An 18536-nucleotide genomic window follows, 5' to 3' on the forward strand; every position below is an offset into this window, starting at 1 on the left:
GAACTGAAGAGAAAAGATGACCAAAAGGAAGAAGTGGGGAAGCAGTTGAGGAACCGCCGTCCGGCACCCGCGCGGCGGGCCCGTCACGCGGTCCGGCGGCGGCGCAGCGGGGACAGCAGCCGGTCCAGCGCCACCAGCACCCCCTCCACCAGCAGGGCCAGCGCGGCGACCAGCACCGCGCCCGCGAAGACCTGCGCGGTGTCGTAGGTGTTGAACCCGGCGGTGATGATCCGGCCGAGGCCGCCGAGACCGACCATGGCGGCGATCGAGGCGGTGGCCACGACCTGGACGGCGGCGGAGCGCAGCCCGGTCATGATCATCGGGTAGGCGAGCGGCAGCTCCACCCGGACGAAGAGCTGCCCGCCGGACATCCCCATGCCCCGGGCGGCCTCCACCACGGACCGGTCCACCTCGCGCATCCCGACATAGGCGTTGGTCAGCAGCGGCGGCACGGCGAACAGCACCAGCGCGATGATCGTGGGCCAGTAGCCGGAGTTGCGCAGGGGCGTGACCATGAAGAGGGCCAGCACCGCGAAGACCGGGACGGCCCGCCCCACGTTGGAGATGTTGACCGCGAGCGCGCCGCCCCTGCCGATGTGGCCCAGATACAGGGCCAGGGGCAGGGCGATGCCGCAGGCCGCCGCGAGGGCGACCCCGCTGACGTACAGATGCTCGCCGAGCCGGTGTGCGGCCCCGCTGTCCCCCGACCAGTTGGCCCCGGTGGTCAGCCAGGTCCAGGCTTCGCCGATGACTCCCACGGGTCAGCCCGCCTCCACCTTCGCCGGGGCGGACAGCGCGGATATCGCGGATATCCCCGCAGGACCGCCGGAACCGCCAGGGCCGCCGGAACCGCCAGGACCGCCGGGACCCCCAGGACCGCCCGCGGCATCGCCCGGACCGCCCGGGCCGCGGGAACCGTCCCCGCCGCCCGTACGCGTATCCCCCGTCACCGCGGATATACGCGTCCAGGGCGTCAGCAGCCGCTGGAGGCCCAGGAGCAGCAGGTCGGCCGTGACCGCGAGCAGCACGCACAGCACGGAGGCGGCCAGCACCTGGGCCTTGAAGAAGCTCGGCAGCGCGTCCTCGATGAGATTGCCGAGGCCGCCCTTGCCGACGAGCGAGCCGACCGTGGTCAGCGCGACCGTCGACACGGTGGCTATGCGCAGCCCCGCCATCAGCGCGGGCAGCGCGAGCGGGAGCTCCACCTCCCACAGCAGCCGCCACGGCCCGTACCCCATGCCCCGGGCGGCCTCCTTGGCCTCCGCCGGGACCGCTTCGAGGCCGGCCAGGATGTTCCGTACGAGGATGGTGAGCGAATAGAGCACCAGGCCCGTGACGACCAGCGCGGCGGAGAGCCCGAACAGGGGCAGCAGCAGCGAGAACATCGCCAGCGAGGGCACGGTGTAGAGGACCGTCGTCAGCCCGAGCACCGGTCCGGCGAAGCCGCGGCCCCGGCGGGCGAGCAGCGCCAGCGGGAAGGCGACCGCGAGCCCGATCAGCACCGAGGCCACCGTGATCCCGATGTGCTGCACGGTGGCGTCGGTCAACTCATGGCTGCGGGAGCGCAGATACTCGCCGCAGATCCAGTCGTTCGTCGCCAGGCAGTTTCCTCCGGCCATCCGGCCCCCACCTCCCGATTCCCTGTCATGCCCCCGTGGCGCCGACCGTTTTCCCGTCGCGTTCCCCGTGGCGCCCGATGTCGAACTGATGTCTGGCGAGCCTATCCTCGACCACTGACAATCGCGGAGGGCTGCCACATTCCGGCAACATGCCCTTCACGAAACGCCCGCCACAATGGGGAACCATGATCCGTTTCGAGCACGTCACCAAGCGGTACGCGGACGGCACCACCGCCGTCGACGACCTTTCGTTCGAGGTCGCCGAGGGCGAACTGGTCACGCTCGTCGGACCTTCCGGCTGCGGCAAGACGACCACCATGAAGATGGTGAACCGGCTGATCGAACCGACCGAGGGCGCGATATTCCTCGACGGGGACGACATATCCGCCATCGACCCCGTCGAACTCCGCCGCCGCATCGGCTATGTGATCCAGCAGGTGGGCCTCTTCCCGCACAAGACCGTGCTGGAGAACACCGCGACCGTCCCCCATCTCCTGGGCTGGAAGCGCGGAAAGGGACGCGCACGCGCCGCCGAACTGCTCGACCTCGTCGGGCTCGACCCTTCCGTCTACGGCGACCGCTATCCGGAACAGCTCTCCGGCGGACAGCGCCAGCGCGTCGGGGTCGCCCGCGCCCTGGCCGCCGATCCGCCCGTCCTGCTGATGGACGAGCCTTTCGGCGCGGTGGACCCGGTGGTCCGCGAACGGCTCCAGAACGAATTCCTGAAACTCCAGGCCCAGGTCCGTAAAACCGTCCTGTTCGTCACCCACGACATCGAGGAGGCCGTCCGCCTCGGCGACCGGATCGCCGTCTACGGGCACGGCCGCATCGAGCAGTTCGACTCCCCCGCCACCGTCCTCGGCGCCCCCGCGACCCCGTACGTGGCCGACTTCGTCGGCGCCGACCGGGGGCTCAAGCGGCTCTCGGTGACCCCGATCGAGGAGAGCGACCTCGACCAGCCCCCGGTCGTCCACCTCGACGACTCCCTCGCGGAGGCGACCGCGCGGCTCCGGACCGAGGGCGCGCGCTGGGCGGTCGTCCTGGACGGCCGGGACAACCTGCACGGCTGGATACCGGCCGACAGCACGGCGGCCCCGGCCGCCGGGGCCACCGTCCGCGAGCACGCCCGCCGGATGGAGGCGTGGCTCCCGCTGGGCGCCCCGCTCAAGCAGGCGTTCGCGACCATGCTCCAGCACGACGCGGGGTGGATCGCGGTCGTCGACAAGGAGAGCGAGGGCCGCTTCCTCGGCGTCCTGACCCCGGCCCGGCTGCACGAGGCCCTGCGCCGCTCGATCGACGCGGACGCCCAGGCCGTACCGCGCGCGGAGGTCGCGGTCGAGACGGTCGCCACGGCGTAGCCCTCCCCGGCCCGGGACCGCCACCGCGCAACGCCCTCTCACCCCGCGCTGAGCCGCCCGCTCAGCCACTCCAGGGCGGGCGGGATCTCCCGGCGCCAGGTCGTGAAGTTGTGCCCGCCGCTGTCCAGGACGATCGACGACACCTGGGCGGGCGCCTTCACCTTGTCGATGAACCTCATCGTGCTCTTCAGGTTCCCCTCGCCCTGCCGTGACGTCGTCACCAGGAACGAACCGCCGGACGGCGGCCGGTTCTCCAGCGTCCACATCAGATCGGCCCGGTCCCGCAGCGCCTGGTCCCCGTGGAACAGGTCGCCGGTCGTCGGGTCCTCGGCGGCCTTGTAGTACGCGGAGAGCCCGGCGCTCGCCGCGTACCGGTCCGGGTGGTGCAGACCGACCTTCAGCGCGCAGTAGCCCCCGGTCGAGTTGCCGATGATCCCCCAGTTACGGGCCTGGTTCCCGACCCGGTACGTCCGCGAGACCGCCTCCGGGAGGTCCTTCGCGAAGAACGTCTCCGTCTGCGGCCCCTCGGGGATGTCCACGCACTCGGTGTCCCGGGGCGGGGCCACCGTCGGCCGCAGCATCACCAGGATCATCGGCTGCGCCTTGCCCGCCTTCACCCGCTCATGAGCCGTCTGCGGGTACCGCAGGCCCTTGAGAAGGTTCTCCGCCGTCCCCGGGTAGCCGGTCAGCACGACGACCGCCGGGAACGTCTTCTTCGCATACGCACTGCGGAAGTACTCCGGCGGCAGATAGACGTACGCCGGGGACTCGATGCCCGAGAGCCGCCCGGAGACCACCACCTTGTCGATCCGGCCGCCCGCCGCCGGAACCCCGCCGCCCGGCACGTCCGGCTGCTGGGTGCCGATCCGCGTCAGATGGCGCGAGCCGTTCGCCCCGCCCGCGTGGTCGGTGACCACGCCCAGCTCCTGTTTCCGGCCGAAGAGGTCGGCCCAGGAGCCGTAGAAGAGGAACGCGTTGTTCGCTGCCAGGCCGACCGAGGCGAAGAGCGTCAGCTGCGTCGCCAGCAGCAGCCCGACCCGGCCCGCCACGGCGGCGGCGCTCCGCCGGGCCAGCCGTGGCCAGAGCCAGACCGTGGCGGCGAACAGCCCGACGGCCGCGGCAGCCACGACCGCCAGAACCAGCTTGCTGGTGAGACCCATGAGTGAGCTTTCTCCACCTGTTCTTTGCGTTTCCGCATGCGAAATTTCCGGAATATGGATGAACCCCCGCCCCCCAACCCCCGTCCTAGAGGGCGCACATCGTCCGAAGGGCCACAGCCCGCGGACGGAAGAGTCTCTGCCATCTCATCTGGAGCCACGGGAAGCGATGTCTGTCACGGTAGATGGGGATAAATCAGTATCGGTTCCGCACCGGGTCCGGCGGCTGCTGCGCGGCCCGCGCCCCGAAGCCGTACCGGCCGTCGTCGGCACCGCCTGCACCGTCGTCGGACTGATCGACGTCGCCGCAGGGGTCTTCCCCCGCTTCCGGCACAGCCGGATGCACTCCCTCGCCGAGGTGCTCCCCGGGGCGCTCGGCCCGTTCGCCGCCGCGCTCTCGCTGAGCGCGGGCATCCTGCTGCTCCTGCTCGCGCACGGGCTGAAGCGGCACAAGCGGCGGGCCTGGCGGGCGGCGGTGGTGCTGCTTCCGGCGGGGGCCGTGGCGCAGTTCGCGTACCGGCACTCGGTCGTCGGCGTGCTGGTCTCCCTGACGCTCTGCGCGCTCCTGATCCGCCACCGGGACCAGTTCCGCGCCCTGCCCGACCCGCGCAGCCGCTGGCGGGCGCTGGCCAACTTCATCCTGCTCGGGGCCTCTTCACTGGCGCTCGGGCTGGTCATCGTCTCCGTCCACCCCGGCCGGGTCGTCGGTGACCCGTCCATCGCGGACCGGCTCCAGCACGTGCTGTACGGCCTGTTCGGCGTCGAGGGGCCCGTCGACTACGCCGGGCGGACCAGCTGGACCGTGGCGTACTCGCTGGGCGCGCTCGGCCTGCTCACCGCCGTCACCACCATCTACCTCGCCTTCCGCCCCGAACACCCGGCCGCCCGCCTCACCGAGGACGACGAGAGCAGGCTGCGGGCGCTGCTGGAGACGCACGGCGGACGGGACTCGCTCGGCCACTTCGCGCTCCGCCGCGACAAAGCCGTCGTCTTCTCTCCCAGCGGCAAGGCCGCCGTCTGCTACCGGGTCGTCTCCGGGGTGATGCTGGCCGGCGGCGACCCCATCGGCGATGTGGAGGCATGGCCGGGCGCCATCGAACGGTTCATGGACGAGGCGAAGGCGCACTCCTGGACCCCGGCCGTCATGGGGTGCAGCGAGCGCGGCGGCGAGGTGTGGACCCGCGAGACCGGGCTGACCGCCCTGGAGCTGGGCGACGAGGCGGTGGTGGACGTCGCGGATTTCTCCCTGGCCGGGCGGGCCATGCGGAACGTACGCCAGATGGTGGGGCGCATCGAACGCAACGGCTACGAAACCCGGGTCCGGCGAGCACGTGACATCGGCCCCACCGAGCTGGAGCGCATCCGCCGGGCCGCCGCCGACTGGCGCGGCACCGACACCGAGCGCGGCTTCTCCATGGCGCTCGGCCGGATCGGCGACCCCGCCGACGGCGACTGCGTGATCGCCACCGCCCACCTCCCCGGCTCCGGCACCGAGGACGCCCCGCACGGCGACCTGAAGGCCGTCCTCCACTTCGTCCCCTGGGGGCGCGACGGGATGTCCCTGGAGCTGATGCGCCGCGACCGCTCGGCCGACCCCGGCATGAACGAGCTGCTGATCGTCGCCTCGCTCCAGGCCGCCCCCAAGCTGGGGGTCGCCCGGGTCTCGCTGAACTTCGCGATGTTCCGCTCGGCGCTGGCCCGTGGCGAGCGGCTGGGCGCCGGGCCGGTGCTGCGCTGCTGGCGCGGGCTGCTGATCTTCCTCTCGCGCTGGTTCCAGATCGAGTCGCTGTACAAGTTCAACGCCAAGTTCCGGCCCCGCTGGGAGCCCCGCTTCGTGGTCTTCCGCACCAGCCGCGACCTGCCCCGGATCGGGATCGCGGCGATGCAGGCGGAGGGGTTCGTGAACCTCTCGCTGCCCCGCCCGTTCCGCTCCCGCTCCCCCCGCCCGTGCGGCCACCTCCCGCGTACGGCCCCGGAGCGCGAGGTGAGCGCGGCGTAGGCGCCACGCCCGTACCCCATAGGCTGGTGGTATGAGTACGTCACGCGCGCGGGGCACGGTCCGAGGGCTGCCGGAGTGGGACCGCTGTGCGGTCATGGGGGTCGTCAACGTGACGCCCGACTCCTTCTCCGACGGGGGCCGCTGGTTCGACACCACGGCCGCCGTCAAGCACGGTCTCGACCTGGTGTCCGAGGGTGCCGACCTGGTCGACGTCGGCGGTGAGTCGACCCGCCCCGGCGCCAGCAGGGTGGACGAGTCCGAGGAGCTGCGGCGGGTGGTGCCCGTCGTGAAGGGGCTGGCCTCCGAGGGCGTCACCGTCTCCGTGGACACCATGCGCGCCCGCGTCGCCGAACAGGCCGTCGCCGCCGGGGCCGTCCTCGTCAACGATGTGAGCGGCGGCCTCGCGGACCCGGACATGGTCCCGGCCGTCGCCGCGGCCGACGTCCCGTTCGTCGTGATGCACTGGCGCGGTTTCAGCGAGTCGATGAACAGCCGTGCGGTGTACGGGGACGTGGTCGCCGAAGTCCTCGCGGAGCTGCGGCAGCGGATGGACGCGGTACTGGCGGGCGGCGTCGCCCCGGAACGCCTCGTGATCGACCCCGGCCTCGGCTTCGCGAAGACGGCCCCCCACGACCTGGCGCTCGTCGCGCACCTGGAGGAGCTGCACGCGCTGGGCCGCCCGCTGCTGGTGGCCGCCTCCCGCAAACGGTTCCTCGGCCACGTCCTGGCCGGGCCCGGCGCCACCCCGCCCCCCGCCCGCGAACGGGACGCGGCGACGGCGGCCGTCTCCGCCCTCGCCGCCCGGGCCGGGGCCTGGGCGGTCCGCGTCCACGAGGTCCGGGCCACCGCCGACGCGGTACGGGTCGCCCGCGCCGTCGAGGGAGCCGCGTGAACGAGGACCACGCGTCGGCCGCCGCCGACATCGCCGAGGTCGAGCAGGCCAACACCGCCTTCTACGAGGCGCTGGAGCGCGGCGACCACGAGGCCCTCGCCGACCGGTGGCTGCCGGGCGAGGACCTCACCGTCTCCTGCGTCCACCCGGGGTGGCCGGTGCTCACGGGCCGGGGCGACGTGCTCCGCAGCTATGCGCTGATCATGGCGAACACCGAGTACATCCAGTTCTTCCTCACCGACGTCAACGTCGCGATGACCGGGGACACCGCCCTGGTCACCTGCACCGAGAACATCCTCAGCGGCGGCCCCGCCGAGGAGGGCAACGCGCTGGGCCCGCTGGTGGGCCAGCTGGTGGTCGCCACGAACGTGTTCCGGCGCACGCCCGAGGGCTGGAAGCTCTGGTCGCACCACGGCTCGCCCGTCCTGGCGGAGGGCGGCGAGGAGGACGACGAGGAGCCGTCCTCCTCCTGATGCCGGGTGAAGCGGAGGCTCAGCGGTTCCAGGCCGGGAGGCCGGGCACGCCGGGCACGGTCAGCGGCTTCTTGGCGAAGAGGTCGCCGTCGAGGGGCTTGAAGGGATTGAAGGCCGTGTAGGGCTTGTGGGCCTCGTGCGGCTTGTGGTTCCCCTGCGGCTTGTGTGGCTTATGGGGCTTGCCCCCGGGCTTCTCGCAGTCGTCCACGGGAACCTCGACCGCGCAGCGGCCCTCCGCCACACACGTACCGCCCTCGGCGGTGGGGGTGACCGTGTTCCGCAGGACCCGGTCACCGGTGACCGGGTCGTCCACCCGCACCTGGTAGGTCACCGTCGCGGTACCGTCCGGCGCCAGGACACCGGTCCAGTTCAGCGAGGTTCCGGTGAGCGTGGCCGTCCCCGTCGAGGCGGTGACCGAGCCGGGCACCACCTGGCCGTCGTCCAGCACCCCGGCCAGATCGTCGGTGAAGTCGCCATTGACCGTCAGCGTGCTGGTGTTGGTCACGGTCACGGTGTACGTGAGGGTGTCACCGGCGTTCACCGGCCCGGCGGACGAGGCCGACTTCTCGACCGTGTACGAGGGCTCGGGGCACTCCCCGGCGTCCTGGACGGCCGTCGCCCCGTAGAAGCCGTTGCCGGTCGCCTCGACGACGGTGACGGGCAGCGGGTCGGTCGAGGCCGCCGTCGGGATGTCGGTGAGCCGGTAGATGTCCCCGTTCGAGCCGAAGCCGTACACGCTGCCGCCCGAGAGGGCTCCGCCGAAGACCTGCGGCACGGTGCCGATCTGGGTGACGGTGTTGTCCGGGTGGATACGGAAGACCGCCGACGGGTCGCCCGTGGTCGACCCCACGGCCGTGGCGAAGGCCAGGACGTCCCCGTCGTCGAGCGTCAGGAAGTCACCGGCCGAGACGAACCCGGCGGGGAACGAGGCGGGGTACAGGCTGCTCACCCCGGTGGCCGGGTCGATCAGGAAGATCTGCTCGGACTCGAAGGACCCGGCGATCAACATGCCGTCCGCCCGCGCGGTCAGACCGTTGACGGCGGAGTTCCCCTCCGACACCCTCAGGTCGTCGAGCGGGCCCGTGACCGGCACCGAGGCGGTCTCGGCGCCCGTGACGGTGTCGATGGTGTAGAGCGTGGTCATGTCGTTCCCGGGGAAGTTGACCCCGTACAGCGTCGATCCGTCCGGGCTGAACGCGATGTCGCCGTAGTTGCGGACCAGGGTCGCGGAGGACAGGACTTCCCCCTCGGGGCTGTACTGGAGGAGCTGGGGCCCGGCCCCGCCGGTGTTGGCCCACAGCGGGCTCGGCGGACAGTCCGCGAGCGCCGTACGGGCCGTTCCCCCCGGTGCCGACAGTGCGGCGGCGGTACCGCCCGACGCCGTCACCGCGAGCGCGAGAGCGACCGCCGCACCCAGCAGCCGTCCCCGCCCGGGGAACGTGGGTTTCCGTTTCATCAGACCTCCGTCGTCTGTCGTGGGCGCGTCGGCGCGCCTGCTTCGGCTCCGGGCCGAACTGCTGTATGCCTCCCACACGGCGCGCGGGATGAAGACCGGATTCACCCGCACAGGTGCAGCGGCCCTCCGGCGGGTATCAACCCCCTGGGCCCCGCCAGGACCCCCACGGGCGAGCACTGTCGGTGCCCGCAGGTAGATTCGAAAGAAGGCACCCCGTCGCCCGCACGCGGCCGGGTGCCTCTCCGACCAACGACAGCAGGAGTGATTCGCGTGGATCGTGTCGCGCTGCGCGGCCTCAAGGCCCGTGGGCACCACGGCGTCTTTCCCAAGGAGCGGGAAGAGGGCCAGACCTTCATCGTCGACCTGGTGCTCGGCCTCGACACCCGCCCCGCGGCAGCCACCGACGACCTGGCCCGCACCGTGCACTACGGCGTGGTGGCCGAGGAGGTCGTCGAGGTGGTGACGGGCGAGCCGGTCGACCTGATCGAGACGCTCGCCGAGCGCATCGCCCAGCGGTGCCTGAAGCACGAAGGGGTCCAGGAGGTCGAGGTCGTGGTCCACAAGCCGGACGCGCCGATCACCGTCCCCTTCGACGACGTGACCATCACCATCACCCGGAGCCGAGCATGACCGCGTTTTCCACCGAGGGGCAGAGCGACCCGACCGTCCAGCCGGTGCCCACCGCCGTCGTCAAGCAGGTGGACGCCGCCGACACCACCCTCTCCAACCCCAAGATGGCCGTGATCGCCCTCGGCTCCAACCTGGGCAACCGGCTGGAGACCCTCCAGGGCGCCGTCGACGCGCTGGAGGACACCCCGGGCCTGCGGGTCAAGGCCGTCTCCCCGGTGTACGAGACCGAGCCCTGGGGCGTCGCGGCGGACAGCCAGCCCTCGTACTTCAACGCGGTCATCCTCGTGAAGACCACGCTGCCCCCGGCCTCCCTGCTGGAGCGCGGCCAGGCCGTCGAGGAGGCGTTCGACCGGGTCCGCGAGGAGCGGTGGGGCCCGCGCACGATCGACGTCGACATCGTGTCGTACGCCGACGTCCTCTCCGACGACCCGGTGCTCACCCTCCCCCACCCCCGCGCCCACGAGCGGGCGTTCGTCCTCGCCCCCTGGCACGACATGGACCCCGAGGCCCAGCTGCCCGGCGCGGGCCCGGTCGCCGACCTCCTCGCCGGGGTCGGCCGCGACGGCGTACTGCCCCGCGCCGACCTGGAACTGCGCCTGCCGGAGTAATCGTTAGGCTCGACGGGCACGAGCTGAAGCAGCAGCTGGGAACAGGCGACGAAGGGCGGCTCACGCGGTGAAGCAACTACGGCTCGGGGTACTGGCGGGCCTCTTCACCGCCGCCGGCGTCCTCTCCTGGGGCGGCGCCCGCCTCTGGGACTCCCTCGGCACGCTTCCCAGCGTCCCGCTGGCCGCCTCCATCGTGCTCGCCGTGATCGCGGTGATCCTCCTGGCGACCGCGCTCTCCCTGCGCACCCGCCTCCGCGCCCAACGGGAGCGCCGCCCCGGCGCCAAGGGCGTCGAGCCCCTGATGGCGGCGCGGGCGGTCGTCTTCGGCCAGGCGAGCGCCCTGGTCACCGCCCTGGTCGCCGGGGTCTACGGCGGCACGGGCGTCTTCCTGCTCGGCTTCCTCGACATCCCGCCCCGCCGCGACCAGGCCATCTACGCGGGCGCGGCGGTGGTGGCGGGCATCGGCGTCATCGCCGCCGCCTTCTTCCTGGAACGCGTCTGCAAGCTCCCCGCCGACGGCGACGACACCCACGACGGCACGGGGGCGGCCGCCGCGTAGGGCGGCGGGGCAGGGCCGTCGTGGGCCACGTCGGGCGGGATCAGCGCGCCATGATGAGGCTCATCGCCTCGGCGCGCGTCGCGGGGTCGCGGAGCTGGCCGCGCACCGCCGAGGTGAGGGTTTTCGCGCCGGGCTTGCGGATGCCCCGCATGGACATGCACATGTGCTCGCACTCGACGACCACGATGACTCCGCGCGGCTCCAGGATCTCCATGAGGGACTCGGCGATCTGGGTCGTCAGCCGCTCCTGGACCTGGGGACGGCGGGCGTAGACGTCCACCAGCCGTGCCAGCTTGGACAGGCCGGTGATCTTGCCGGTGGACGCCGGGATGTAGCCGACGTGCGCGACGCCCCTGAACGGCACCAGATGATGTTCACAGGTGCTGAACACCTCAATGTCCTTGACCAGGACCATCTCGTCGTGACCCAGGTCGAACGTGGTCGTCAGGACGTCCTCGGGCTGCTGGTACAGACCCGCGAATATCTCCTTGTACGCCCGTGCCACCCGCCCCGGTGTCTCCCGCAGGCCCTCCCGGTCCGGGTCCTCCCCGACGGCGATGAGCAGTTCGCGTACGGCCGCCTCGGCCCGCTTCTCGTCGAATTCGCCGATCGATCCCTGGCCGTCCAGCGTCACCGGGTCGGTCATCTGTGCCTCGTTCCTCAGTGCTGCCCCGTGCGCGGTTCGCACGTGGACATCGCAGGCATACGGAAAAGCCGCGCCCCCACAGGCTAAAACCTGGGGGGCGCGGCATCCATTCCGGGCCTGGTGAGGCGCCCGTGACGGGGGTCTCACCAGCGGAGCGGGGCTAGCTCTCGGGACGGTCCTCGGGGATCGACTCCGGGGAGGGAGCGATGTCCTTCGTGAGGTCCGTCGTCGGGGCGATCTCCGGCGGGGTGGCCGAGCCGTTGGCGGTCGAGGCGCCGTTGGTGAGGGCCAGCTCCTTGGGCGAGAGCACCGGGGGCCGCGTCGACGGGGTGCGCCGGGCGGAACCGGTCCACGCCGGGCGGGCGGGACGCTTGACGATCGGGGCGAAGATCTCCGCGATCTCGTCCTTGTTCAGCGTCTCCTTCTCCAGGAGCTCGAGCACGAGGTGGTCGAGGATGTCGCGGTTCTCGACGAGGATCTCCCACGCGTCGTTGTGGGCGGTCTCGATGAGCTTCTTGACCTCCTCGTCGACCAGTGCCGCGACCTCTTCCGAGTAGTCGCGCTGGTGGCCCATCTCACGGCCGAGGAAGGGCTCCGAGTTGTCGCCGCCGAACTTGATGGCGCCGAGCCGCTCCGTCATGCCGTACTGCGTGACCATCGCGCGGGCCGTCGCCGTGGCCTTCTCGATGTCGTTCGCGGCACCCGTGGTCGGGTCGTGGAAGACCAGCTCCTCGGCCGCGCGCCCGCCCAGCATGTACGCCAGCTGGTCGAGCATCTCGTTGCGCGTCGTGGAGTACTTGTCCTCCTCCGGGAGCACCATCGTGTAACCGAGGGCACGGCCGCGGGAGAGGATCGTGATCTTGTGGACCGGGTCCGACTGGGGGGAGGCCGCCGCGACCAGGGCGTGTCCGCCCTCGTGGTACGCGGTGATCTTCTTCTCCTTCTCGGACATGATCCGGGTCCGCTTCTGCGGACCCGCCACGACACGGTCGATGGCCTCGTCGAGGCTCTCGTTGTCGATCAGCTTCTTGTCGCTGCGCGCCGTCAGGAGCGCGGCTTCGTTCAGCACGTTCGACAGGTCGGCACCGGTGAAGCCGGGCGTGCGGCGGGCGACGGCGCCGAGGTCGACGTCCTTCGCGACCGGCTTGCCCTTCTGGTGGACCTTGAGGATCTCCAGCCGGCCCTGCATGTCGGGGCGGTCGACCGCGATCTGCCGGTCGAAGCGTCCCGGGCGCAGGAGGGCCGGGTCGAGGATGTCCGGGCGGTTCGTGGCGGCGATCAGGATGACCCCGCCCTTCACGTCGAACCCGTCCATCTCGACGAGCAGCTGGTTGAGCGTCTGCTCGCGCTCGTCGTGACCGCCGCCCATACCGGCGCCGCGGTGGCGGCCGACGGCGTCGATCTCGTCGACGAAGACGATCGCCGGGGCGTTCGCCTTGGCCTGCTCGAAGAGGTCACGGACCCGGGAGGCACCGACACCGACGAACATCTCGACGAAGTCGGAACCGGAGATCGAGTAGAACGGCACGCCCGCCTCACCGGCGACGGCGCGGGCGAGCAGCGTCTTGCCCGTACCGGGCGGCCCGTAGAGCAGGACGCCCTTGGGGATCTTGGCGCCGACGGCCTGGAACTTCGCCGGCTCCTGGAGGAACTCCTTGATCTCGTGGAGCTCCTCGACGGCCTCTTCGGACCCCGCCACATCGGCGAAGGTCGTCTTCGGGGTGTCCTTGGTGATCAGCTTGGCCTTGGACTTGCCGAACTGCATGACCTTGGAGCCGCCGCCCTGCATCTGGTTCATCAGAAACAGGAAGACGAGCACGATCAGGACGAAGGGCAGCAGCGAGAGGAGGATCGAGATGAACGGGGACTGCTTCGACGGCGAGACGGTGTAACCCTTCTCGATGTCACCCGCCTCGAACTTCTCCTGGAGCGTGTTGGCCAGCTCCACGCCCTGGTTGCCGATGTAGCTCGCCTGGAACTTGTTGCCGGACTCACCGGCGAGCTTCTGGCCCTTCTTCAGTTCGATCTTGATGATCTGTTCGTCACCGGTGGTCAGCCTGGCCTGCTCCACCTGGTCCTTGCTGATCGCCTGGATCACCTTGGCGGTGTCCACCGTCTTGTGGCCGCCCGACGAGCCGACAACCTGCATCAACACGACCACGGCGAGGACGGCCAGCACGATCCACATGACCGGCCCACGGAAGTATCGCTTCACGTCCATCCATACGGAGCGAAGACGCCCCGTCCCTCCTGCCCGTAGGTAAATGCTGCTGTGTGTGAAAAGAGTGTTCTTCGGACGGTACCCCAGTGGGGGCGCCCGCGACCGCTGTGTGCGGCCGGGAAACCCGCTTTCGAAGCTTCAACGGCCCGAAGGCCGCAAGGGTTCCCCGGGGTTCAGCCGCCGTAGACGTGCGGGGCGAGCGTGCCGACGAAGGGGAGGTTGCGGTACTTCTCCGCGTAGTCCAGCCCGTAGCCGACGACGAACTCGTTGGGGATGTCGAAGCCGATCCACTTCACGTCGATCGCGACCTTCGCGGCGTCCGGCTTGCGCAGCAGGGTGCAGACCTCCAGCGAGGCCGGCTCCCGGGAGCCCAGGTTGGACAGCAGCCAGGACAGCGTCAGACCGGAGTCGATGATGTCCTCGACGATCAGGACGTGCTTGCCCTTGATGTCGGTGTCCAGGTCCTTGAGAATCCGGACGACACCGGAGGACTGGGTGCCCGCCCCGTACGAGGAGACGGCCATCCAGTCCATCGTGACGGGGGTGGACAGCGCGCGCGCCAGGTCCGCCATGACCATCACCGCGCCCTTGAGGACGCCGACGATCAGCAGGTCCTTGCCCGCGTACTCCGCGTCGATCTTCGCGGCCAGCTCGACGAGCTTCGCGTCGATCTCTTCCTTGGTGAGGAGCACCGACTGAAGGTCGCTGCCCATGTCCTTCTCGTTCACCCACGTCTCTTTCTCGCCTGCCGGGCCCGGGGTGCGCCCCGGGCCCGGCCCGGCTGTTCGCCTGCGTCTGTGGCGCTCGCGCGTCAGCTCTGCCGAATGACCAGTCTGCCACCCTGCCGTCGGGCCTCGACGCGGCCGGGCAGGTTGATCGCCCGCTGGCCGCGCCAGCCGGTGATCAGGCGGTCGACTTCTTCGAGGTGGCGGGCGAAGAGGGAGCCGGCGGGCGCCCCGGCCTCGATGGCGGCCCGGCGCAGCACCCGGCGGCGTACGGCGGGCGGCAGGACGTAGAGCTTGGCGCACTCCAGCTGCCCGCTGTCGTCGCGTACGGCGAGCTCCGCCTGGGCGGCCCAGGTGTCCAGGGCGTCGGCGTCGTCGCGGGAGAGCTGGGCCGTCCGGGCGAGGGCTTCGACGACGCCCTTGCCGAGCGCCTTCTCCAGGGCGGGCAGCCCCTCGTGGCGGAGCCGGGAGCGGGTGTAGGCGGGGTCGATGTTGTGCGGGTCGTCCCAGACGGGGATCGACTGGACCAGGCACGCCTTGCGGACGGTCTGGCGGTCGAGCTCGAGGAAGGGGCGGCGGTAGCGGCCGGCCGGTCCGGAGGCGGCGGCCATGCCGGAGAGCGAGCGGATGCCGGAGCCGCGGGCGAGGCCGAGGAGGACGGTCTCGGCCTGGTCGTCGCGGGTGTGGCCGAGCAGCACGGCGGCGGCGCCGTGGCGTTCGGCGGCGGCGTCCAGCGCGGCGTAGCGGGCGTCGCGGGCGGCGGCCTCGGGGCCGCCCTCGCGTCCGACGTGCACGGCGACGGCCTCGACGGGGTCGAGGTCCATGGCGGTGAGCCGGGTGACGACCTCGGCGGCACGGAGGGCCGATCCCGGCTGGAGGTTGTGGTCGACGGTGATGCCCCCGGCCCGGACGCCGAGCTTGCGGGCCTCGAAGGCGAGGGCCGAGGCGAGCGCCATGGAGTCGGCGCCGCCGGAGCAGGCGACGAGGACGAGCGGGGCGGCGGGCCGGTCGGGGAGGACGGCGCGGGGGCTTCCCGCGGTGCCCGCCTCGGCGTAACGGGGGCTTCCCGCGGTGCCGGCCTCGGCGTAGCGGGAGAGGGGGGCGGGCGCGGTGCGCCGGGCCTCTTCGGCGGGCCGGTCGTGGCCGTGGTGCCGGTGGGATTCGGTGAGGACGTCGTGGAGTACGCGGCGGACCGCCAGGCGTATCGCCGCGACCGCAGGATGGGGACCCATGTCCGGTGCCCTTCGTGGAGTTTCGGGAGGAGCGTCGAGCGCCGGAACGCGTGAGTCCCGTCACTCAGAGTGCGTCGATGGTGACAGAGGCAAGCTGTTCATCGAGCATTGCACGCCTTCCCATGCCCTCATGGTCCCTCGGATGGGTGATTGGAGGGCAGATCCCCGGCCGTGGGCCGGAAAAGGGTCATGATTCCGCCTTGCGGTGCACCCTTGCGACCCACTCCGCGGGTTTGGCGATCTCCGCCTTGGTGGGGAGGGTGTTGGGCGAGGTCCAGACGCGGTTGAACCCGTCCATGCCGACCTCCTCGACGACCGCTCGTACGAACTTCTCGCCGTCCTTGTACTGGCGGAGCTTGGCGTCCAGGCCGAGCAGTCTGCGCAGGGCCTGGTCGAGGCGGCCGGCGCCCTGGGCGCGGCGCTTCTGGAACTTCTCCCGGATCTCGGTGACGGAGCCGACGACCTCGGGGCCGACGCCGTCCATCACGAAGTCCGCGTGGCCTTCGAGGAGGGACATCACGGCGGTGAGCCGGCCGAGCACCTCGCGCTGGGCGGGGGTCTGGACGACGTCGACGAGGCTGCGGCCGCCGTCCTCGTCGCCTCGCTCGCCCTCGGGGCGCCCCGCCCCTGAGAGGGACTGGGCGGCCTCGCGCAGCCGCTCCAGGAAGGTCATCGGGTCGACGTCGGTCTCGTCCAGGAACGTCTGGATCTCGCCCTGGAGGTGGTCGCGGAGCCAGGGCACGCCGGTGAACTGGGTGCGGTGGGTCTCCTCGTGGAGGGCGACCCAGAGCCGGAAGTCGTGCGGGTCGACGTCCAGTTCCCGTTCGACGTGGACGATGTTCGGGGCGACCAGGAGGAGGCGTCCGCCGCCGTCCGGGGAAGCGGGCAGCTCGCGGGAGGCGGGGGCGAACGTCTCGTACTGGCCGAGGATGCGGGAGGCGAGGAACGAGAGCAGCAGGCCCAGCTCGACGCCGGTGACCTTGCCGCCGACCGCGCCGAGGACGGCACCGCCCGCGCCACCGGGGCGGCGGCCCTCCATCTTGGCCAGCAGCGGGCGGAGCAGTTCGCGGAAGCCCGCGACGTTGGCCTTGATCCAGCCCGCCCGGTCGACGACCAGGACCGGGGTGTCCTCCGGTTCGGTCCCTTCCGGGATCATCCGGGTGAAGAGGCGGACGTGCTCCTCCGACGCCTTGGCGTGGCGCCGGAGCTCCGCGACGACGGCGCGGGCCTCCTCGCGGCTGATCTCGGGCCCGGGCCGCACCAGTCGGGTCGCGGTCGCGACCGCGAGGTTCCAGTCGACCATCCCTGCACCACCGATGCTCGTCATGCGTCAACCGTACGTGAGCGACTCGCCCGGTGGTGGGGTGTTGGGCCGCTCTCCGGGTGCCGGGGGCCGCCCTCAGTCCTCCCGGCCCGCCCCGCCGGTGAGCTCGGCGGCCAGGGCGTCGAGGGCGGCCTCGGCCTCGGCCGGCACTTCGGAGCCGGAGGCGAGGAAGGCGAAGGCGAGCAGTCTGCCCTGTGGGTCGATGACGGTTCCGGAGAGGGAGTTGACGCCGGTGAGGGTGCCGGTCTTGGCGCGGATGAGGCCGGTCGCGCCGGTGCCGTCCCGGTAGCGGGTGCTGAGGGTGCCGCTAAAGCCCGCGACGGGGAGGCCGGTGAGGGCGTGGCGCAGTCCGGGCCGCTCGGGGTCGGCGGCGCGGGCGAGGAGGGTGGTGAGGAGGGCGGCGGTGACCTTGCCCTCGCGGTCGAGTCCGCTGCCGTCGGCGAGGTGGGCGCCCTCGGTGGGCACCTGGAGCTTCCTGAGTTCGGCGGTGACGGCGCGGCGGGCCCCGGCGAAGTCGGCGCTCTCCCCCTTGGCGATGGCGGTCTGCCGGGCGAGGGCCTCGGAGATGTCGTTGTCGCTGTTGGTGAGGGTGCGCTCGACGAGGGCGGAGAGCGGGGCGGAGTGGTGGGTGGCGACGGTGCGGGCCTTGCCTGCCGCACGGGCCTCGCGGGGGGCGCCGGTGACCTCGGCGCCCGCCTTCTCCAGCTCGGCGGCGAAGGCGCGGGCGGCGTCCCCCGCCGGGTCCTCGCTGCGTTGGGCGGGTCCCCGGTCGCTGTCGTCGAGGCGCCCCTCGTTGACCATCAGGGCGGTGACGGGGGCGATGTTGGTGTTGGGGCTGATCGGGTGGAGCACGGGTCCGGTGTAGCGGGAGGTGTCGTACGTGAGCCGTACGGGGCCCTTGCCGTCCTCGCGCAGGGCCTTCGCTGCGGAGGCGGCCAGGGACGTCAGGTCGGCCGGGCTGAGGGTGGGGTCGCCGCCGCCGACGAGGGTGAGGGTGCGCGCGTCCTCGGAGAGCCGGACGGTGGTGGCGATGCGGTGGTCGGGGCCGAGGGCGGAGAGCGCGGCGACGACGGTGGCGATCTTGATGGTGGAGGCCGGGGTCATCGGGGTGGCGGGGGCGCGCCCGTACAGCTGCTTGCCGGTGGCCGTGTCGATGACGGAGGCGGTGGTCCGGGTGCCGAGCTCGGGGGCGCCGATGAGCGGGGCGAGGGCGGTGCGCAGACTCGCGGGGTCCTGGGGGGCGGAACGGGTGACCGCGGTGTCGAGGGCGCCCAGGACGGCGGGGGCGCTGGGGGCCGGTTCGGGGGCGCCCGGCAACGTACGGCCGTGATGTGCGCCACCTGTACGGTCCTCGGCGGCTGCGAGCTGCCGCTCGGCCTTACGCTGACCGTTGTCCCAGGGACCGGCGGCGAGGACGGCGCCGGTGGCCACGACCAGGCCGAGCGCGGTGGAGCCTGCGACGACCTGCCAGGTGTTGGACCCGGAGCGTTTGCTCTTCAGGTTCTTGATCCGGCCCCACGGGTCCGACGGGCGGTTCGACGGTTCTTCCACCGGCTCGGCCACCGTTGACCAGCCCCTTTCGCGAGCACTCTTCTGCGTGGGGGACACTTAACCACCAGTCGTATGTGTTGATCATG

At 71.7% G+C, this 18536-nt stretch carries 17 protein-coding genes; 7 read left to right on the forward strand and 10 right to left on the reverse strand.

Annotated features, from left to right (window positions below):
- Window positions 1-83: 83 nt before the first annotated feature.
- Both B7C62_14490 and B7C62_14495 read right to left on the reverse strand, forming a co-directional pair.
- Window positions 84-758, reverse strand: a complete 675-nt coding sequence (locus B7C62_14490; protein ID ARF73342.1) for an ABC transporter permease — start codon at window positions 756-758, stop codon at window positions 84-86.
- Window positions 759-761: 3 nt separating this feature from the next.
- A complete protein-coding gene (locus B7C62_14495; protein ID ARF73343.1) occupies window positions 762-1619 on the reverse strand; it encodes an ABC transporter permease in 858 nt (285 codons plus the stop codon).
- Window positions 1620-1804: 185 nt separating this feature from the next.
- On the opposite strand from B7C62_14495, the gene B7C62_14500 reads away from it, so the two are divergent.
- Window positions 1805-2977, forward strand: a complete 1173-nt coding sequence (locus B7C62_14500; protein ID ARF73344.1) for an ABC transporter ATP-binding protein — start codon at window positions 1805-1807, stop codon at window positions 2975-2977.
- A 38-nt stretch (window positions 2978-3015) separates the two neighbouring features.
- On the opposite strand, the gene B7C62_14505 is transcribed toward B7C62_14500, so the two are convergent.
- Entirely contained in the window at window positions 3016-4137 is a 1122-nt protein-coding gene (locus tag B7C62_14505; GenBank protein ID ARF73345.1) for an esterase, read from the reverse strand.
- Between the two features lie 166 nt (window positions 4138-4303).
- Between B7C62_14505 and B7C62_14510 the strand changes: the two genes are divergently transcribed.
- Genes B7C62_14510 through B7C62_14520 form a run of 3 tightly spaced genes read left to right on the forward strand, consistent with a single transcriptional unit; the run spans window position 4304 to window position 7498 of the window.
- Window positions 4304-6133 carry a hypothetical protein gene (locus B7C62_14510; protein ID ARF73346.1) on the forward strand — a complete coding sequence of 610 codons (1830 nt, stop codon included), beginning with the start codon at window positions 4304-4306 and terminating at the stop codon, window positions 6131-6133.
- Between the two features lie 31 nt (window positions 6134-6164).
- Window positions 6165-7025 (forward strand): dihydropteroate synthase, encoded by an 861-nt coding sequence (locus B7C62_14515; protein ARF73347.1) that lies wholly within the window; start codon window positions 6165-6167, stop codon window positions 7023-7025.
- Entirely contained in the window at window positions 7022-7498 is a 477-nt protein-coding gene (locus tag B7C62_14520) for a DUF4440 domain-containing protein (GenBank protein ID ARF73348.1), read from the forward strand. The genes B7C62_14515 and B7C62_14520 overlap by 4 nt, the downstream gene beginning before the upstream one ends.
- 19 nt (window positions 7499-7517) lie before the next feature.
- Here B7C62_14520 and B7C62_14525 read toward each other — a convergent pair whose 3' ends face one another.
- Complete coding sequence (locus B7C62_14525) at window positions 7518-8954, reverse strand: hypothetical protein (protein ARF73349.1); 1437 nt, start codon at window positions 8952-8954, stop codon at window positions 7518-7520.
- Between the two features lie 270 nt (window positions 8955-9224).
- Between B7C62_14525 and B7C62_14530 the strand changes: the two genes are divergently transcribed.
- The 3 genes from B7C62_14530 to B7C62_14540 all read left to right on the forward strand — a co-directional run bounded on the left by B7C62_14530 (window position 9225) and on the right by B7C62_14540 (window position 10751).
- Window positions 9225-9584 (forward strand): dihydroneopterin aldolase, encoded by a 360-nt coding sequence (locus B7C62_14530; protein ID ARF73350.1) that lies wholly within the window; start codon window positions 9225-9227, stop codon window positions 9582-9584.
- Complete coding sequence (locus B7C62_14535) at window positions 9581-10192, forward strand: 2-amino-4-hydroxy-6-hydroxymethyldihydropteridine diphosphokinase (protein ARF73351.1); 612 nt, start codon at window positions 9581-9583, stop codon at window positions 10190-10192. The genes B7C62_14530 and B7C62_14535 overlap by 4 nt, the downstream gene beginning before the upstream one ends.
- A 67-nt stretch (window positions 10193-10259) precedes the next feature.
- Window positions 10260-10751 carry a hypothetical protein gene (locus B7C62_14540; GenBank protein ID ARF73352.1) on the forward strand — a complete coding sequence of 164 codons (492 nt, stop codon included), beginning with the start codon at window positions 10260-10262 and terminating at the stop codon, window positions 10749-10751.
- Between the two features lie 40 nt (window positions 10752-10791).
- Here the strand turns inward: B7C62_14540 and B7C62_14545 are convergent, their stop codons facing one another.
- The 6 genes from B7C62_14545 to B7C62_14570 form a co-directional block, all read right to left on the reverse strand.
- Window positions 10792-11397 carry a GTP cyclohydrolase I FolE gene (locus B7C62_14545; GenBank protein ID ARF73353.1) on the reverse strand — a complete coding sequence of 202 codons (606 nt, stop codon included), beginning with the start codon at window positions 11395-11397 and terminating at the stop codon, window positions 10792-10794.
- Window positions 11398-11557: 160 nt separating this feature from the next.
- On the reverse strand, window positions 11558-13618 hold the full coding sequence (locus B7C62_14550; protein ARF73354.1) for a cell division protein FtsH: 2061 nt from the start codon (window positions 13616-13618) through the stop codon (window positions 11558-11560).
- 173 nt (window positions 13619-13791) lie between these two features.
- The gene (locus tag B7C62_14555) at window positions 13792-14331 is read right to left on the reverse strand and encodes a hypoxanthine phosphoribosyltransferase (protein ARF77164.1); all 540 of its coding nucleotides are present in this window, start codon (window positions 14329-14331) and stop codon (window positions 13792-13794) included.
- A gap of 98 nt (window positions 14332-14429) precedes the next feature.
- A complete protein-coding gene (locus B7C62_14560; GenBank protein ID ARF73355.1) occupies window positions 14430-15575 on the reverse strand; it encodes a tRNA lysidine(34) synthetase TilS in 1146 nt (381 codons plus the stop codon).
- 187 nt (window positions 15576-15762) lie between these two features.
- On the reverse strand, window positions 15763-16902 hold the full coding sequence (locus tag B7C62_14565; protein ID ARF73356.1) for a coenzyme F420 biosynthesis-associated protein: 1140 nt from the start codon (window positions 16900-16902) through the stop codon (window positions 15763-15765).
- 72 nt (window positions 16903-16974) lie between these two features.
- On the reverse strand, window positions 16975-18462 hold the full coding sequence (locus tag B7C62_14570; protein ARF73357.1) for a D-alanyl-D-alanine carboxypeptidase/D-alanyl-D-alanine-endopeptidase: 1488 nt from the start codon (window positions 18460-18462) through the stop codon (window positions 16975-16977).
- Window positions 18463-18536 lie beyond the last annotated feature (74 nt).

Source organism: Kitasatospora albolonga (assembly GCA_002082585.1).
GTDB lineage: Bacteria > Actinomycetota > Actinomycetes > Streptomycetales > Streptomycetaceae > Streptomyces > Streptomyces stephensoniae.

Excerpts from the sequence above, each read along its gene's own strand:
- B7C62_14565 (ARF73356.1), bottom strand. The coding sequence starts at position 16,902 with ATGACGAGCATCGGTGGTGCAGGGATGGTCGACTGGAACCTCGCGGTC.
- B7C62_14505 (ARF73345.1), bottom strand. The coding sequence starts at position 4,137 with ATGGGTCTCACCAGCAAGCTGGTTCTGGCGGTCGTGGCTGCCGCGGCC.
- B7C62_14555 (ARF77164.1), bottom strand. The coding sequence starts at position 14,331 with ATGGGCAGCGACCTTCAGTCGGTGCTCCTCACCAAGGAAGAGATCGAC.
- B7C62_14545 (ARF73353.1), bottom strand. The coding sequence starts at position 11,397 with ATGACCGACCCGGTGACGCTGGACGGCCAGGGATCGATCGGCGAATTC.
- B7C62_14500 (ARF73344.1), top strand. The coding sequence starts at position 1,805 with ATGATCCGTTTCGAGCACGTCACCAAGCGGTACGCGGACGGCACCACC.
- B7C62_14560 (ARF73355.1), bottom strand. The coding sequence starts at position 15,575 with ATGGGTCCCCATCCTGCGGTCGCGGCGATACGCCTGGCGGTCCGCCGC.
- B7C62_14535 (ARF73351.1), top strand. The coding sequence starts at position 9,581 with ATGACCGCGTTTTCCACCGAGGGGCAGAGCGACCCGACCGTCCAGCCG.
- B7C62_14550 (ARF73354.1), bottom strand. The coding sequence starts at position 13,618 with ATGGACGTGAAGCGATACTTCCGTGGGCCGGTCATGTGGATCGTGCTG.
- B7C62_14495 (ARF73343.1), bottom strand. The coding sequence starts at position 1,619 with ATGGCCGGAGGAAACTGCCTGGCGACGAACGACTGGATCTGCGGCGAG.
- B7C62_14510 (ARF73346.1), top strand. The coding sequence starts at position 4,304 with ATGTCTGTCACGGTAGATGGGGATAAATCAGTATCGGTTCCGCACCGG.
- B7C62_14515 (ARF73347.1), top strand. The coding sequence starts at position 6,165 with ATGAGTACGTCACGCGCGCGGGGCACGGTCCGAGGGCTGCCGGAGTGG.
- B7C62_14525 (ARF73349.1), bottom strand. The coding sequence starts at position 8,954 with ATGAAACGGAAACCCACGTTCCCCGGGCGGGGACGGCTGCTGGGTGCG.